The 14179-nt window shown below is 73.5% G+C and carries 15 protein-coding genes; 1 reads left to right on the top strand and 14 read right to left on the bottom strand.

The genetic code is table 11. From position 1 onward, the window contains the following. From NH602_RS02790 to NH602_RS02815, 6 genes are all read right to left on the bottom strand, one after another. A partial coding sequence (locus NH602_RS02790) for an energy-coupling factor ABC transporter ATP-binding protein (RefSeq protein ID WP_253066904.1) occupies positions 1 to 710 on the bottom strand: 710 nt, incomplete at its 3' end. After that, on the bottom strand, positions 707 to 1438 hold the full coding sequence (gene cbiQ / locus NH602_RS02795) for a cobalt ECF transporter T component CbiQ (protein ID WP_253066905.1): 732 nt from the start codon (positions 1436 to 1438) through the stop codon (positions 707 to 709). The genes NH602_RS02790 and cbiQ, both read right to left, overlap by 4 nt. Further along, the gene (locus tag NH602_RS02800; RefSeq protein ID WP_253066906.1) at positions 1438 to 1728 is read right to left on the bottom strand and encodes an energy-coupling factor ABC transporter substrate-binding protein; all 291 of its coding nucleotides are present in this window, start codon (positions 1726 to 1728) and stop codon (positions 1438 to 1440) included. The genes cbiQ and NH602_RS02800 overlap by 1 nt, the downstream gene beginning before the upstream one ends. Continuing rightward, entirely contained in the window at positions 1725 to 2459 is a 735-nt protein-coding gene (locus tag NH602_RS02805) for an energy-coupling factor ABC transporter permease (protein WP_100879784.1), read from the bottom strand. Before NH602_RS02805 ends, NH602_RS02800 begins: the two co-directional genes overlap by 4 nt. A gap of 127 nt (positions 2460 to 2586) precedes the next feature. Further along, a complete protein-coding gene (locus NH602_RS02810) occupies positions 2587 to 3291 on the bottom strand; it encodes a hypothetical protein (protein ID WP_179760934.1) in 705 nt (234 codons plus the stop codon). A 289-nt stretch (positions 3292 to 3580) separates the two neighbouring features. Next, complete coding sequence (locus NH602_RS02815; protein WP_161151899.1) at positions 3581 to 4531, bottom strand: RNA polymerase sigma factor SigF; 951 nt, start codon at positions 4529 to 4531, stop codon at positions 3581 to 3583. Positions 4532 to 4687: 156 nt separating this feature from the next. Here NH602_RS02815 and NH602_RS02820 point away from each other — a divergent pair, with 156 nt between their 5' ends. Continuing rightward, positions 4688 to 5119: an ATP-binding protein gene (locus NH602_RS02820; protein ID WP_253066907.1), complete on the top strand. Its 432-nt coding sequence runs from the start codon at positions 4688 to 4690 to the stop codon at positions 5117 to 5119. Positions 5120 to 5245: 126 nt separating this feature from the next. Here the strand turns inward: NH602_RS02820 and NH602_RS02825 are convergent, their stop codons facing one another. From NH602_RS02825 to NH602_RS31765, 8 genes are all read right to left on the bottom strand, one after another. Continuing rightward, positions 5246 to 5395 carry a hypothetical protein gene (locus NH602_RS02825; protein ID WP_157818481.1) on the bottom strand — a complete coding sequence of 50 codons (150 nt, stop codon included), beginning with the start codon at positions 5393 to 5395 and terminating at the stop codon, positions 5246 to 5248. 94 nt (positions 5396 to 5489) lie between these two features. Further along, positions 5490 to 6899, bottom strand: coding sequence for a Re/Si-specific NAD(P)(+) transhydrogenase subunit beta (gene pntB / locus NH602_RS02830; RefSeq protein ID WP_174565881.1), 1410 nt, complete (start codon positions 6897 to 6899; stop codon positions 5490 to 5492). Between the two features lie 3 nt (positions 6900 to 6902). Further along, on the bottom strand, positions 6903 to 8429 hold the full coding sequence (locus tag NH602_RS02835) for a Re/Si-specific NAD(P)(+) transhydrogenase subunit alpha (protein ID WP_179762909.1): 1527 nt from the start codon (positions 8427 to 8429) through the stop codon (positions 6903 to 6905). 295 nt (positions 8430 to 8724) lie between these two features. Next, positions 8725 to 9780 (bottom strand): aromatic ring-hydroxylating dioxygenase subunit alpha, encoded by a 1056-nt coding sequence (locus NH602_RS02840; protein ID WP_179760936.1) that lies wholly within the window; start codon positions 9778 to 9780, stop codon positions 8725 to 8727. A 28-nt stretch (positions 9781 to 9808) separates the two neighbouring features. Then, positions 9809 to 10594: a class I SAM-dependent methyltransferase gene (locus NH602_RS02845; RefSeq protein WP_179760937.1), complete on the bottom strand. Its 786-nt coding sequence runs from the start codon at positions 10592 to 10594 to the stop codon at positions 9809 to 9811. After that, on the bottom strand, positions 10591 to 11946 hold the full coding sequence (locus NH602_RS02850; RefSeq protein WP_073576234.1) for a cytochrome P450: 1356 nt from the start codon (positions 11944 to 11946) through the stop codon (positions 10591 to 10593). Before NH602_RS02850 ends, NH602_RS02845 begins: the two co-directional genes overlap by 4 nt. A gap of 28 nt (positions 11947 to 11974) precedes the next feature. Next, complete coding sequence (locus NH602_RS02855; protein WP_253066909.1) at positions 11975 to 13186, bottom strand: cytochrome P450; 1212 nt, start codon at positions 13184 to 13186, stop codon at positions 11975 to 11977. Beyond that, entirely contained in the window at positions 13183 to 14175 is a 993-nt protein-coding gene (locus tag NH602_RS31765; protein WP_253066910.1) for a 3-oxoacyl-[acyl-carrier-protein] synthase III C-terminal domain-containing protein, read from the bottom strand. The genes NH602_RS02855 and NH602_RS31765 overlap by 4 nt, the downstream gene beginning before the upstream one ends. Positions 14176 to 14179 lie beyond the last annotated feature (4 nt).

Raw genomic sequence — 14179 nt, forward strand, 5'->3', positions numbered from 1 at the left:
CGGGCGTCGGAGAGCAGCGCGGCGTCGCCGAGGATCTCCGCGGCCGGGCCGCGCCGTACCCGCCCGCGCGCGACGACGGCGACGTCGTCGGCCCAGCGGTGGGCGAGGTCGACGTCGTGTGTGGACAGCACGACCGCGGTCCCGGCGCGCTGCAGGTCCGCCAGCACGACGACGAGCTCCTCCACCCCGGCCGGGTCCAGACCCGCGGTCGGCTCGTCGAGCACCAGCACCCGGGGCCGGACGGCGAGCGCCCCGGCGATCGCGACCCGCTTGCGCTGCCCGAACGACAGCCGGTGCGTCGGCCGGTCGGCGAGGTCGGCGATGCCGACGGCGGACAGCGCGTCGTGCACCCGGGCGTCGACCTCGGTCTCGTCGAGACCGAGGTTCAGCGGGCCGAACGACACGTCCTGCGCGACGTCGGCGGAGAACAGCTGGTCGTCGGGGTCCTGCAGGACGAGCTGGGCGGACTCGCGCAGCCGCAGCAGCCCGCGGCGGGTGCGGCGGACCGGCTCGCCGTCGAGCAGGACCTGCCCGGCCGACGGTGCGAGCAGCCCGAGCAGCAGCCGGAACAGGGTGGTCTTTCCGCCACCGTTGGGGCCGAGCACCGCGAGCCTGCGCCCCGGGTCGACGACGAGGTCCGCCCCGTCGAGCACGACCGGCCCGTCCGGGTAGGCGAAGACCAGCCCGCGGGCCTCCAGGACCGCGGTCACGGGACGACCACCAGGGCCAGTACGGGCACGGCGACGAGCAGCACCGTGCTCGCCGCGACGAAGGCGGGCGAGACGGTGCGGGCGGGTACCCGGACGCGCAGCGAGCCGTCGTAGCCGCGGGAGGCGAGGCCGGCCTCGAGGCGGCGGGCACGGTCGAAGGCGCGGACGAACACGGCCCCGCCCTGCCCGGCCAGCGACCGGAAGGTGGTCCGCCGCGTCCGGAATCCCATCCGGAGGGACTGGGCCTCCCGGACCGCGGTCAGCGAGTCCAGCAACAGGAACAGCATGCGGTAGACGAGCAGGGTGATCTCCAGGACGGCCGGCGGCACCCACCGCAGCCGGGGCAGGGTGTCGGCGAGCGGCGTCGTCGCGGCGAAGAGGATCAGGCAGGTCACCGCCGCCAGCGAGCGTCCGACGAGCGCGGCCGCCCGGGCCGGCCCGCCCGGCGCGAACGCGAGCCACGGGTCCCCGCCGACGGTCACCAGCAGGGGCAGCGCCCCCACGATCACGAACCCGAGGGGCAGCGCGAGCAGCCGCAGCGCGGTCCGCCACGGCACCCGGGCACCGCCCAGCAGCAGCGCCAGCGCCGCGGTACCGGTCAGCACGGCCCCCGGCCACGGTGGGAGCGCGACGGCGAGCAGCAGCAGCCCCAGGGCGAGGAACGCCTTCTCCCCGGGGTGCCGGGACCGCCAGCGGTTGGCGTAGGCCGTCTCGTCGATCAGCAGCATCAGCTCTGCCGCGCGGCCTTCTCCCGGCTACGGGTGCGGGCGACGCCGAGGCAGTAACCGAGCACGCCCGCGCCGGCCGCGGCCTGCATCGCGAAGATACCGGACTCGATCTCGCCCGACGGCGGCTCCCACACCGGGCTGAACCACGGCCGGTAGCCGGTGGCCTCGATGGCCTCGCCCGCCTGGCCGTCGGACCCGGCGTACTCGCCGGGCACGAACAGCACCGGCACCGCGAACAACGCGACGACGGCGACGACCAGCAGGATGTTCACGACGGTCGAGCGGCTCACGCCGACGCCTCCTTCTCCGGGCCCTGTGCGGTCGCGGCCGGGGCGGGGCCGCCGGTGTCGGTTCCCGCGGCCGGGCGCAGCACGCCGAGGCGGCGCAGCTCGTCCGGGGTGATGCGCACGAGCAGCCGCACGACGAGCACGGTCAGCAGCCCCTCGGCCACGGCCAGCGGGATCTGCGTGATCGAGAAGATCGATGCGAAGGTGACGAACGCTCCGCCGAACCCGGAGGTGGGGTCGGGGAACGCGAGCGCGAGCTGCGCGCTGGTGATCGTGTAGGTACCGAGGTCACCGAGGAAGGCCGCGGCGAACACCGCGGGCCCCAGCGAGCCCCCGATCCTGCGGACCACGACGTAGGCGCCGTAGGCGATCCACGGCCCGGCGATCGCCATCGAGAAGGCGTTGGCGCCGAGCGTGGTGAGCCCGCCATGGGCGAGCAGGACGGCCTGGAAGAACAGCACCACCGTCCCGAGCAGGGCCATCACCGGTGGTCGGAACAGCACCGCGCCCAGCCCGGTTCCGGTCGGGTGCGACGACGACCCGGTCACCGACGGGATCTTGAGCGCCGAGAGGACGAAGGTGAACGCGCCCGCCGCGGCGAGCAGCAGCGTGGTGTCCGGGTCCTCCCGCACGCGGCGCACCACGGCGCGGGCGCCGTGCACGACGAACGGCGCGGCGACGACGGTCCAGGCCGCCGCGTGCAGCGGCGGCAGATAGCCCTCGGCGATGTGCACGGGCGAACGCTACGGCCACATCGTTCGCTCGTGCAAGCCTGAACATCCGGTCAGGTGTGCAGGCCCTGACGCACGGGACGCCCGGACCCGGCCGGGTCCGGGCGTCGCCGGTGGCTGCGGCGTGCCGTCAGAGTCGCAGGCCGTTGGTGTGATGCACCTCGGCGGGGCGCTCGGCGGTCGCCTTGTGCTCGGCCGCGGCGGCCAGCCGGCCCGCCTCCTGCTCGGCCTCGCGACGTCGGTTCTCCCGCTCGGCGGGCGTGGTCTCGGGCGTACCGACCCCGCTGCCCGGCCGGCCGGCGACGACCTGCTCCTCCGCCAGCCTGCGGGCCTTCTTGTCCGCCTTCGCGGCGGCGTCGCGCTTGGCGACCTTCTCCAGCCGCGCGGCCTTGGCCGTCCTGGCGGCCTTCTTCTCCTCGGCCGCGGCCTTCTCCTGCTCGGCACGCTCGGCCTTCGCCTGCTTACGGGCCTTCTTCTCGGCCTTCTCGGCGGCGCGGACGGCCTTCTCGGCGTCCTTCTCCTCCTTGCGGCGAGCCTTCTTCGTGTCGGCCTTCGCCGCCTCGACGGCCTTCCGGCCGCCCTTCTTGTCCTTCTTGCCCTTCTTCGCGTCGGCCTTCTTCCCGGCCTTCGCATCCTTCGCCGACGGGCCCGACATCCCGGCCTCCTGGGCCGGGCCGGCGGCACCGGCCGCGATCAGCGCGGCCTGCTGCGCCTTCGCGGCGGCCCGCTCCGCCCTGGCGGCCGCCACCTCGGCGCGCCCGGCGGCCGCGGCCGACGAGCGCTCCGCCTGCTTTCGGTCACGCTCGGTGGCGAACGTCTTCTCCTGCACGGCCATACCCGGTTCCTCTCCTGTCGTCGCGACCGGCGGCACGGCACGGAACCGGTCGGTGGGGCACCGACCGGCCGCGGACGTGCGGGTGACGGGTCGCGGGACGACGGTCTCGCTGATGTCTCGGTATGCGCGGCACCGTGGCCCGGTGGGCGGACGACGGCGTGCGCGGAACACGACAGGGTGCCCCGGGAGGCCGGTGGGGAAACGCACAGGTGACGGCGAGGTGATCAGGACCGGTCCGGTTGCCCCGGTCGGACCACCACGGCTACCCGGTCGTCGTAGCCGGCAGGCGTCAGCCGGCCTCGGGGACCCCGTCGTGGTGGGTCTGCTCGTCGGCGAGGTGTCCGCGCAGGGTCACCAGGGTCCGGGCGAGCAGCCGCGACACGTGCATCTGCGACAACCCGACCTGGGCGGCGATCTGGGTCTGGGTCTGGTTGCCGAAGAACCGCAGCATGAGGATGGTCCGCTCCCGCTCGGGGAGCTTGCGCAGGGCGGGACGCAGCGACTCGCGGGCCTCGACCGCGTCCATCCCGGCGTCGATGCCCCCGACGATCTCGCCGAGCGGGTTGTCGGTGTCACCGACGAGCTGGTCGAGCGAGTCCGACCGGTAGGAGTCCTGGGCCTGCAGCCCCTCGATGACCTCCTCGCGGCTGATGCCGAGGTGCTCGGCGAGCTCGGAGACCCTGGGGGCACGGCCGTGCCGCGAGGCCAGTTCCTCCTGGGCGCGGGTCATGCGGCTCTGGATGTCCTTGAGCCGCCGCGGCACGCGCATCGACCAGGTGCGGTCGCGGAAGTACCGGCGGATCTCCCCGGTGATCGTGGGGACGGCGTAGGCCAGGAACGGGGTGCCCTGGCCCGGGTCGAACCGGTCCAGCGCGTTGATCAGCCCGATCGTGCCGACCTGCTCCAGGTCCTCGACGGGCTCGCCGCGGTGCCGGTAGCGCCCGGCGATGTGCCGGACCACCGGGTGGAAGCCCCTCGCCAGCTCCGAGCGCAGCCGCTCCCGCTCCGGGTCGTCGGGTCCGGCGGCGGCGAAGGCGTGCAGGGGCGCGAGGAGGTGGGCGTACTCGTCGGGACGGGCGTCCACGGTCTCGTGGGCGTTCCCGGCGGCCTCGTCCACGGGGTGCCCGGGACCGGTGTGCACGGTCCCGACGTGCCCGCTCGTGCCGTCCACCGGGTCCCCCACCGTGTCGTCGGCCCGCGACGCCTCGGCTCCCTCGGCGTCCGTGCTCGGCTCAGCCATGCCGTCTCCGCGGCCGGCGATGATCGACTGTCATCACCGACCGACGGTAGGCCGGGTGGCGCGGGCCCGCATGTCGAACGTCGCGTGACCTGGTCGACTGTCGATCGACGGTCACTCCGATGAGTTGCACGGCGACCTGGTGGGTACTGCTCTCCCATGTCCCCGACTCTGCGTGTCGAGCTGCCCGTCGAACCCGGGTCGGCAGGCCGCTCCCGCCGGGAGACCGGGAGGTGGCTCGCGTCGCTGTGCGGGACCGACGAACAGTGCCCGACCGTGCAGGATCTCGTCCTCGCGGTGAACGAGGCCGTCTCCAACAGCATCGAGCACGCCTACGGGGCCACGGGCTCGGGCGGGGCCGCGACGGTTCTGCTGCGCGGGGACGCCGAGGGGTACCTGGTGCGGATGGAGGTCAGCGACCGCGGGCGCTGGCGCGACCCGCCCACCGACCCAGGCCACCGCGGACGGGGTATCGGGATGATCGAGGCGGTCGCGGAGGACGTACGGGTGGAGCCGGGTCCCGACGGGACCACCGTCTCGTTCCAGGGCCGGATCGGCCGCTGTCCGGGGCTCTGCATCCCGGCGTCCTGACCCGTCCCCACGCTCGGGGACCCCTGCAACGACAGGGTCGCCGCACCCCACGCCCGAGGGCGGGTGACGGCGACCGGTTCTCATCGGGCCCGATCCGGCTGCGGACCGGGCGTGGTGGTGCGGTGGTCAGTCCCGCATGGAGGTGGACGGGTCGTCGGACCGGTGTCCGCGGTGCCCGGCACGGGCGACCGGGGTGTAGCGCCCGTCGTGGCGGGCCTGCTCGCTCTCGGGGTGGGGCCAGGTCGTGTTCGCGTGCTGCGTGCTGCTCTCACTCATGGACACAGAGTGCCCACCGGACGTTCCGGGCAAGCGGAGCGCAGGAGTCGGCTCGGTAACACCTGCGCCCCGCCCGGGTGAAGTCGCCCGCCGGTCAGCCCGTCTTCGTGAGGCTCTTGATCGAGGACAGGATGTCCTGCACGCGCTCCTTGGCGTCGCCGAACAGCATCTGGGTGTTGTCCCGGAAGAACAGCGGGTTCTGCACGCCCGCGTAGCCGGTGGCCATCGACCGCTTGAACACGATCACGTCCTTGGCGTCCCACACCCGCAGCACCGGCATCCCGGCGATCGGCGAGCCCGGGTCCTCCGACGCGGCCGGGTTGACCGTGTCGTTGGCGCCGATGACCAGCACGACGTCGGTCTCGGCGAGATCGTCGTTGATCTCGTCCATCTCCAGGACGATGTCGTAGGGCACCTGGGCCTCGGCGAGGAGCACGTTCATGTGCCCGGGGAGCCGCCCCGCGACCGGGTGGACGCCGAAGCGCACGTTCACGCCGGCGTCGCGCAGTGAGCGGGTCAGCTCCGCGACCGGGTACTGCGCCTGGGCGACGGCCATGCCGTAGCCGGGGGTGATGACGACGCTGTCGGCGTTCGCGAGCAGCTCGGCGACCCCCTCGGCGTCGACCTCGCGGTGCTCGCCCTCGACGGCGGCGGCCGCCGAGGAGGTGGCACCGAACCCGCCCGCGATGACCGAGACGAACGAGCGGTTCATCGCCTTGCACATGATGTAGGACAGGTAGGCACCGGAGGAGCCGACCAGCGCACCGGTGATGATCAGCAGGTCGTTGCCGAGCAGGAAGCCTGCCGCCGCGGCGGCCCAGCCGGAGTACGAGTTCAGCATCGACACCACGACCGGCATGTCACCGCCGCCGATCGAGGCGACCAGGTGCAGGCCGAGCAGCAGCGCCAGCACCGTGAGCACGGCCAGGATCCACATCTGCGGCGAGATGACGAAGACGACCGTCAGCACCGCGAACGCCACGAGCGCGCCGAGGTTGAGGAGGTTCTTGCCGGGCAGCATCAGCGGCGCCGACTTGATCTTCGCCGACAGCTTCAGGTAGGCGACCACCGAACCGGTGAAGGTCACCGCGCCGATGAAGACGCCGACGGCGACCTCGGCGTGGTGGATGCCCAGCAGCGAGCCCTCGAGCTGCAGGTGACCGGACTCGACCTCCAGGAAGCCGTTCCAGCCGACCAGCACCGCGGCGAGGCCGACGAAGCTGTGCATGAGCGCGATGAGCTCGGGCATCCCCGTCATCTCGACGACGCGGGCCCGCCAGAGCCCGATCGCCCCGCCGACGACGACGGCGACCAGCAGCAGGGCGACGCCCAGCCCGGACGCCTGGCCGAGCGCGACGACGGCCGTGGCGACCAGCGCGATCGTCATGCCGGCGATGCCGAACAGCACACCGGAGCGCGATGTCTCGTGCCTCGACAGCCCCGCGAGGCTGATCACGAACAGGATCGCGGCGATCAGGTACGCCGCAGTGGTCCACGTCTGCACGGCTCAGCTCCTCGTGAACATCTGCAGCATGCGGCGGGTCACCGCGAAGCCACCGACGATGTTGATGGCGGCGAGCAGCACCGCGACCGCGGCGAGCCCGATGACCAGGGCGTCGCCGCCGGTGCCGATCTGCAGGATCGCGCCGACGACGATGATGCCGGAGATCGCGTTCGTGACCGACATCAGCGGCGTGTGCAGCGCGTGGTGCACGTTGCCGATGACGTAGAAGCCGATGACGATCGCCAGCACGAACACAGTGAGGTGCCCGGCGAGCTCGGCCGGGGCCAGAGCCGTGACCGCGAACAGCGCCAGCGCGCCGACGATCCCGGCGGCGAGACCCGCGTACGGGGAACGCGGCTTCTCCGGCTCCTTCTCCTTCGGCTCCTCGGCCGGCTGGGCGGCGGGCGCCGCGCTCACCGTGACCTCGGGCGGCGGCCAGAGCGTCTCCCCCGCGTGCGCGGTGGTGATGCCGCGGACCACGGTGTCGTCGAGGTCGAGCGCGAGCCGCCCGTCCTTCTCCGGGGTCATGAGCTTGAGCAGGTTGAGCACGTTCGTGCCGTAGAGCTGCGATGCCTGCGCGGGCAGCCGGGCGGCCAGGTCGGTGTAGCCGACGACCGTCACGCCGTGGTCGGTCACGACGACCTCGCCGGCCACCGAGCCCTCGACGTTGCCGCCCTGCGAGGCCGCCATGTCGACGACCACGCTGCCCGGGCGCATGGACGCCACGTCCGCGGCGGTGATCAGCTTCGGCGCGGGGCGCCCCGGGATCAGCGCGGTGGTGATGATGATGTCGCAGTCCGCGGCCTGCTCGGAGTAGATCTCGGCCGCGCGCTTGTCGTAGTCCGCCGAGGTGGCCTTGGCGTAGCCGTCGGTGGAGGCCTCCTGCTCGACCTCGACCGCCAGGTACTCGCCGCCGAGCGACCGCACCTGGTCGGCGACCTCGGAGCGCGGGTCGGTGGCCCGCACGACCGCGCCGAGGCTGTTGGCCGCGGCGATGGCGGCGAGCCCGGCGACGCCCGCCCCGGCCACGAGCACCTTCGCCGGCGGGACCTTGCCCGCCGCGGTGACCTGACCGGTGAAGAACCGGCCGAACACGTGGGCCGCCTCGATCACCGCCCGGTAGCCCGCGATGTTGGCCATCGACGACAGCACGTCCATCGACTGGGCCCGCGAGATCCGCGGCACCGCGTCCATCGACAGGGCGGTGACGCCCTGGGCGGTGAGCGCCTCGGTCCGCTCGGCCTCGAAGCGCGGCGCGAGCATGGCGATCAGCACGGCCCCCTCGCGCAGCTTGCCGATCTCGTCGGGCTCCGGGGCGTTGATCCGCACCACGATGTCGGTGTCCCAGACGGGACCGTCGACGACGTCGGCACCGGCCTCGGTGTACGCCTCGTCGGTGAACCCGGCACGGGCACCCGCCCCGGACTCGACCGTGACGGCGTAGCCGAGGCCGACGACCTTCGCGACGGTCTCGGGGCTCATCGCCACGCGGGTCTCGGGGTCCGCCTCCGCGGCCACGCCGATCCGCATCGCCGGTCCCGACGGGTCAGGGCTGTCGCTCATGCACTCTCCTCGATCTCGCGCGCGCTTCGTCGCTCACGCTGGTCGCGGGCCTTTCGGAAGGTAATGCCGGAACCGGGCGTGTGCAGTCACGACTGCGTCACAGGCCGGGATCCGACCCCTTCGTACGGGCAGGCGCGGCGGTATGAGCCCGACGCGGCGGCACCGTCGGCGGTTCCGCCCACGAGGAGGTGGGCCGGTTCGCCGACGGGCGCAGCGCCGGTGCGACCGACAGCAGGAGTGATCTATATCATATCGATGGCGGTCAGGGCCGGTCCGGGTCCTGCCGGACGTTCCCGGAGACCGGCTCGGAGTAGAACTGCCGGGCCCACCGCCGGTAGCGGCCGACGGGCCCATCACCCGGCGCCAGCTTCGGATGCTCGACGTAGATCTGGTGGTTCCACACCGGGAAGTCCGGAGCGGCGTCCCGGAGGGTGATGTGGTGCGCCAGGCGGCTGAACAGCTGCGAGAGCGGGTCGGTGATCAGCCGGCCCAGGACGTCGGGCACGAACGGGACCTTCTCCAGCGCCACGGTGGCGCCCAGGCGCAGGTGGAGCCTGCCCGGCGCCGTGGGGGTCGCGTGCAGCAGGACGTACATGTCACCGAGCGGGCCGAGCCGCGCCACGGCCGCCAACGTCGAGAGCCCGACGACGGTCAGCTCGTAGGACGCGCTGGGGACCAACGCCCGCCCTCCCGCGGTCACCGGGATCGTGCAGGTGGGCTCCCCGATCACCGGATCGGCGTCGATGGTGAGCCCGCTCAGGCCGTGCAGCTGGGTGAGGTGCCCGAAGTCGAACGCGTTCTCGACGATCATCTGCGGATGGCCCGCGAGGTCGACCGTGGTGTGCCGGAAGACGCCGGGCCGCGGGCCGTGCAGGGCGGGCACCTCCCAGGTCGGCGGCTCTCCCAGCGCATGCCGCCACACGTAGACGGAGCTGTTCACCTCGCACACGTCGTACCGGGTCAGCGCGGCCTTCGGCGGCTGCAGCCCGTAGCCGGTCGCCACGCAGGTCCCGCTCGGGTCGAAGGCGAACCGGTGGAACGGACAGACGATGTTCTCGCCCTCGACCGCGCCGCCCGCCCCCAGATGTGCTCCCAGGTGCGGGCAGTAGGGCCGCACGGCCCGCAGCACTCCCCCGCGGGTGCGGTAGAGCACCACCTCCTCCCCCATCAGCGTGCGGGTGAGGACGCCACCGGGCGGGAGCTCGTCGGAGAAGGCGAGGCAGAACCAGCCGTCGGGATAGGGCAGCGCGGTCGCGGTCAGCGCATCCGCGCGGGCGGGACCGGAGTCGTCGTGGACGTAGCGGGTGACACCGGACATCGCAGGTCCTCCGTGGTGGTGGGGGTGCTCACGGGCGGGGCCGCCGGCCCCAGGCGGAGATCAGCAGGAACGGCAGGTCGGCATGCCCGGGGTCGTCGAGCAGGGCGAGGCAGTCGGAGATGTCGTCGTCGGAGACGAGATCGTGCTCGCGCAGCAGCGGGCCGAACTGCTCCAGCGAGACACGGACGAGGCCGGTGGCATTGCCGGTCGACCCCACGACGCCCGGGGTGCAGAGCACGCCGACCTCCACCAGCCCGGCTTCGGCGAGCATCAGCGGCAGGCCGGTGGCCCACCCGATGTCGGCGCCCATCCGGCCGGACGCGAGCCGGGAGAGCCCCTCCAGGCAGCGGTGGAAGGCGGTACGGCTGCCGCCGGGCGGGGTGATGCGGAGCGTGGCGTCGACGCAGACCCACCCGCCCGGCGCGGTCCACCCCACCATCCTGGCCAGCGCGGCGGCCCGGTCGGGCAGGTGCTCCAGCAGGGCGCGGGCGTGCACGAGGTCGAACGAGGCGGCCGGGAAGTCGTCGTACAGGACGTCGTGCCGCAACGGCGTCAGGTTCGCGACGTCGGTCGGGAGCAGGGTGGTGTCGAGATCGGTGACCACCACCTCACCCGGCGCACAGCGCTGGGCCAGCCAGCGCCCGACCGACCCGGTTCCCCCGCCGAGCTCCAGGCACCGCCAGCCGGGCACCGGGTCCAGTCCGTCGAGGGCCCGTCGGGAACCTGCGTCGGCGAACTCCTCGTGGGCCCGGAGTCTGCGCAGCTCCAGCGGCTCGTCGTGGTCGAGGTGACCCGCTCCGTAGCCCGCCTTCATGCCGGGCACCCGGCCCCTGCCGAGGGCTCGCCGACCGCCGGTGCGGCGTCCCGTGCCACGACCCGCAGGGTCAGGCCGCGTGCGGTGATGGTGGCCTCCACCGCGGGCCGGAACGGCTCCGGTGAGAGCGGCTCGACGCGCCAGCGCCGGAGGACCGCGTGCAGCGCGGTGACCATCTCGGTCAGTGCGAAGCGGTCGCCGATGCACTTGCGGGCGCCGGCGCCGAAGGGGAGGTAGGCGCTGCGGTCGGGAGCCCGGTCGACCCACCGGCCGGGATCGAACCGATCGGGGTCGCGGTAGAGGTCGCCGCGGTGCTGGATCAGGTACGGGCTGACGGCCACCACGGTCCCGCGCGGCAGCTCGACCCCGCCGAGCTCGGTGTCCGCGGTCAGGGTGCGGGTGAACAGCCACGCGGGCGGGAACAGCCGCAGGGTCTCGGTGAGGACCCGGCCGGTGACGCCGTCGAGCGGCGGCGATCCCGCCCCTCCTGCCGCGCACGCCTCCGCCGCGACCTGGTCCTGCACCTCGGGGTGGGTGGCCAGCAGGTAGAGCGCCCAGGCGAGGGTGTTGGCGGCGGTCTCGGTACCGCCGATGAAGAACGTGAGCACCTGATCCGCCAGCTCGGCGTCGGTGAGGGTCGCGCCGTCGTCCACCGCCCCCAGCAGCGACGACATGAGGTCGCCGTGATCGGTGGGGTCGGCGCGGCGGTTCGCCACGATCGTCGCGACGACGTCGAGGAGCCGCGCGCGGGCCTCGTCGAACCGGCGGTTGAACGGGATGGGCAGCCGGCTCAGCAGCGGCGGCGTGAGCATCCGCCGGAACACACCCCGCACGAGCGTCGTCGTGTCGTCGATGCTCCGGTCGACCACATCCGCGGGCAGCTCACCGCTGAAGATCGTCTCCATGGTCGCGCGGGCGGTGAGTGTCATCATCTCGCGAGTGACGTCGAGGTGCTGCCCGGTGTGCCACGCGATGCTGCTCGCCTCGGCCGTCGCGGCGAACACCTCGGCGTAGGCGGGGAACCGGTCGCCCTGGAACGAGGGCTGGCACAACCGCCGCTGCCGGCGGTGGCTGCTGTGCGGGCAGGTCGACAGGCCGTTGCCGGCGACCTCGCGGATCCGCTCGATCACCGGGCCCTCCTTGTCGTAGGTGCGGTCGTCGAGCAGGACCTGACGGGTCACGTCCGGGTCGCAGGCCATGACGACCGAGAAGGGGCCCAGCCGGATCCGCGCCAGCGGCCCGAGCGCGGGCAGCGACGAGGTGAACGCGAGCGCGTCCCGCAGCAGCGGTACCGCGTGGCCCAGCACCGGCAGCGCGCCGGGTGCGAGCGGGATCGACGGGGGGCGGGGCATGGTCACCTCGTTGTCTCGGAGGGTCCGGTCACCACGTGACGGGCAGGTCGTGGACGCCGTAGATCAGGCCGTCGTGCTTGAACCGCACCTCGGACGACTCGACGGCGAGGCGCAGGGTGGGGATGCGGCGGTAGAGCGTGCCGTAGACGACCTGCAGCTCGACCCGCACGAGCGGCTGCCCCAGGCACTGGTGCGGGCCGAAACCGAACGCCACGTGGTGCCGGGCGTCGCGGCGGATGTCGAGCCGCTCGGCGTCGGGGAAGGCCTCGGGGTCGCGGTTGCCGACGTCGTTGGGCAGCACGATGCCGTCGCCGGCGCGGATCGTGGTCCCGTCGGGGAGCGCGATGTCGGCCAGTGCCACCCGGCGCCGCGCGGAGTGCACGATGGGCAGGTACCGCAGGAGCTCCTCGGTCGCGCCCACCACCAGCGCCGGGTCCCCGGTCGTGCGCAACGCCGCGAGCTGCTCGGGGTGGCCGAGCAGCGCGAGCGTGCCCAGCGCGATCATGTTGGCCGTGGTCTCGTGACCGGCGACGAGGATCAGCAGGAGCATCGACGCCAGCTCGGACGAGGTCAGCTCCCCGGTGGCGACGTGCCGGGCCGCCATCCGCGACAGGATGTCCTCGGCCGGGTCGGTGAGCCGCCGCGCGATCAGGTCCTCCAGGTACCCGACCAGCCCGCGCTGCGCGGCGAGCACCTGCTCCACCGTCGAGTACCGGTGGATGAGCACGTGGCTCGACCGCTGGAAGAACTCGTGGTCGGCGTAGGGCACCCCGAGCAGCTCGCAGATCACCATCGTCGGCACGGGCAGTGCGAAGGCCGCGACGAGGTCGACGGGACGCGGTCCGTCGAGGATCGCGTCGATCCGCTCGTCGACGATCCGCCGGATCGTGGGCCGGAGGGCCTCGACCCGCCGTACGGCGAACGGACTGGTCAGCATCCGGCGCAGCCGCCGGTGCTCCGGATCGTCCATGGTGATGAAGGAGCGCGCGTCGGCGTGGCGTGCCTTGATCCCGGCCGTGACGTGCGGATAGCCGTCGTTGGTGGGGTCGGCGCTGACCCGCGGGTCGCTGAGCAGCTCACGCTGCAGCGCATGTCCGGTCACGAACCACGGTGTGCTGCCGTCCCAGATGCGGACCCGGCCGACCGGCCCGCGCACGTGCAGTCCGAGCAGTTCCGGCGGCGGGTCGAACGGGCAGCCGGCCGCACGCGGCAGGGGGAACTCGGGGATCGGGGCGGTCATGCCGGGGTCCGTCCGGGGACGGGCGTGGTGATCTCCAGGACCGCGGCGGTCCAGCGGAAGCCGAGACCGAAGCTCACCACGAGCACACGGTCGCCGGGCACGACCGTCCCGCCGCGGAGCAGCCGGTCGACGGCCAGGAGCAGGTCGCACGGTCCGGCGTGGGCGACGTGGCGTCCGAACGTCCAGCTCGTGTCGGCCGCACGGGCGTGCAGCGGTGGCCCCGACAGCAGGACGTCGAGCACCGCCGACCCGATCGCGACGACGGCGGTGTGCGCGACGTCCGCCGGTCCGAGACCGGCCTCCTCCAGTACCTGCTCGACGCAGGAGCGCGTGGCCTCCTGCAGGGAGGTGACGTGCGGGGCGAGGCCCGTCTGCTCGACCGCCATGCGCCGGCCCGTCGCCCCGCCCGCGACGCCGGCCGCGGCCCTGCTCATCTCCTCCAGACGGGGCACCGCGGCGTGTGCGGTCGCCACCAGCCGGGCCCGGCCCGGCGCACGGGTGAGCACCGCGGCCCCGCCCGCGTCACCGGCGAGGTAGCCGATCTCGTGGACGAAGTCCCAGCGTTCGGCGGGGAAGCGGGACCCCGCGGTGACCATCGCCGCCCGTGCGTCCGGACGTGCGGTGAGGTGCTCGGCCGCCGTGACCAGCGCGGCCGCACCGCCGTCACTAGCGGCGCCGATCTCCATCCCCGTCGCCACCGTGGTGCCCAGGGCGCGCAGCAGGTAGGGCGAGGGGGTGTAGTGGTCGACGTCCTGGAAGCTCGCGTGCACGAGCAGGCTCAGGTCGGAGCCGGCGGCACCGGCGTGCCGCAGGGCCTTCAGCGCCGCGCGTGCCGCCATCCCGACGGCCGTGTCGCCCGTGGCCACGGCGGCGGAGCCGAACCCGTTGGCGTCGGCCGCCGAGGGGGTGTCCGGCCGGGCACCTGCCCGCGGCCGGATGGGCGGGATCCACGACCCGCTGCCCGCGATGTTCACGTCGGACCAGAGCACCAGT

Source organism: Pseudonocardia sp. McavD-2-B, from assembly GCF_024124365.1.
GTDB lineage: Bacteria > Actinomycetota > Actinomycetes > Mycobacteriales > Pseudonocardiaceae > Pseudonocardia > Pseudonocardia alni.

Bases quoted from the DNA above. Each gene is read 5' to 3' on its own strand.
- NH602_RS02835 (WP_179762909.1), bottom strand. From the start codon at position 8,429: ATGCGGATCGGCGTGGCCGCGGAGGCGGACCCCGAGACCCGCGTGGCG.
- NH602_RS02820 (WP_253066907.1), top strand. From the start codon at position 4,688: ATGTCCCCGACTCTGCGTGTCGAGCTGCCCGTCGAACCCGGGTCGGCA.
- NH602_RS02855 (WP_253066909.1), bottom strand. From the start codon at position 13,186: ATGACCGCCCCGATCCCCGAGTTCCCCCTGCCGCGTGCGGCCGGCTGC.
- NH602_RS02825 (WP_157818481.1), bottom strand. From the start codon at position 5,395: ATGAGTGAGAGCAGCACGCAGCACGCGAACACGACCTGGCCCCACCCC.
- NH602_RS02810 (WP_179760934.1), bottom strand. From the start codon at position 3,291: ATGGCCGTGCAGGAGAAGACGTTCGCCACCGAGCGTGACCGAAAGCAG.
- cbiQ (WP_253066905.1), bottom strand. From the start codon at position 1,438: ATGCTGCTGATCGACGAGACGGCCTACGCCAACCGCTGGCGGTCCCGG.
- NH602_RS02840 (WP_179760936.1), bottom strand. From the start codon at position 9,780: ATGTCCGGTGTCACCCGCTACGTCCACGACGACTCCGGTCCCGCCCGC.
- NH602_RS02850 (WP_073576234.1), bottom strand. From the start codon at position 11,946: ATGCCCCGCCCCCCGTCGATCCCGCTCGCACCCGGCGCGCTGCCGGTG.
- NH602_RS02815 (WP_161151899.1), bottom strand. From the start codon at position 4,531: ATGGCTGAGCCGAGCACGGACGCCGAGGGAGCCGAGGCGTCGCGGGCC.
- NH602_RS02845 (WP_179760937.1), bottom strand. From the start codon at position 10,594: ATGAAGGCGGGCTACGGAGCGGGTCACCTCGACCACGACGAGCCGCTG.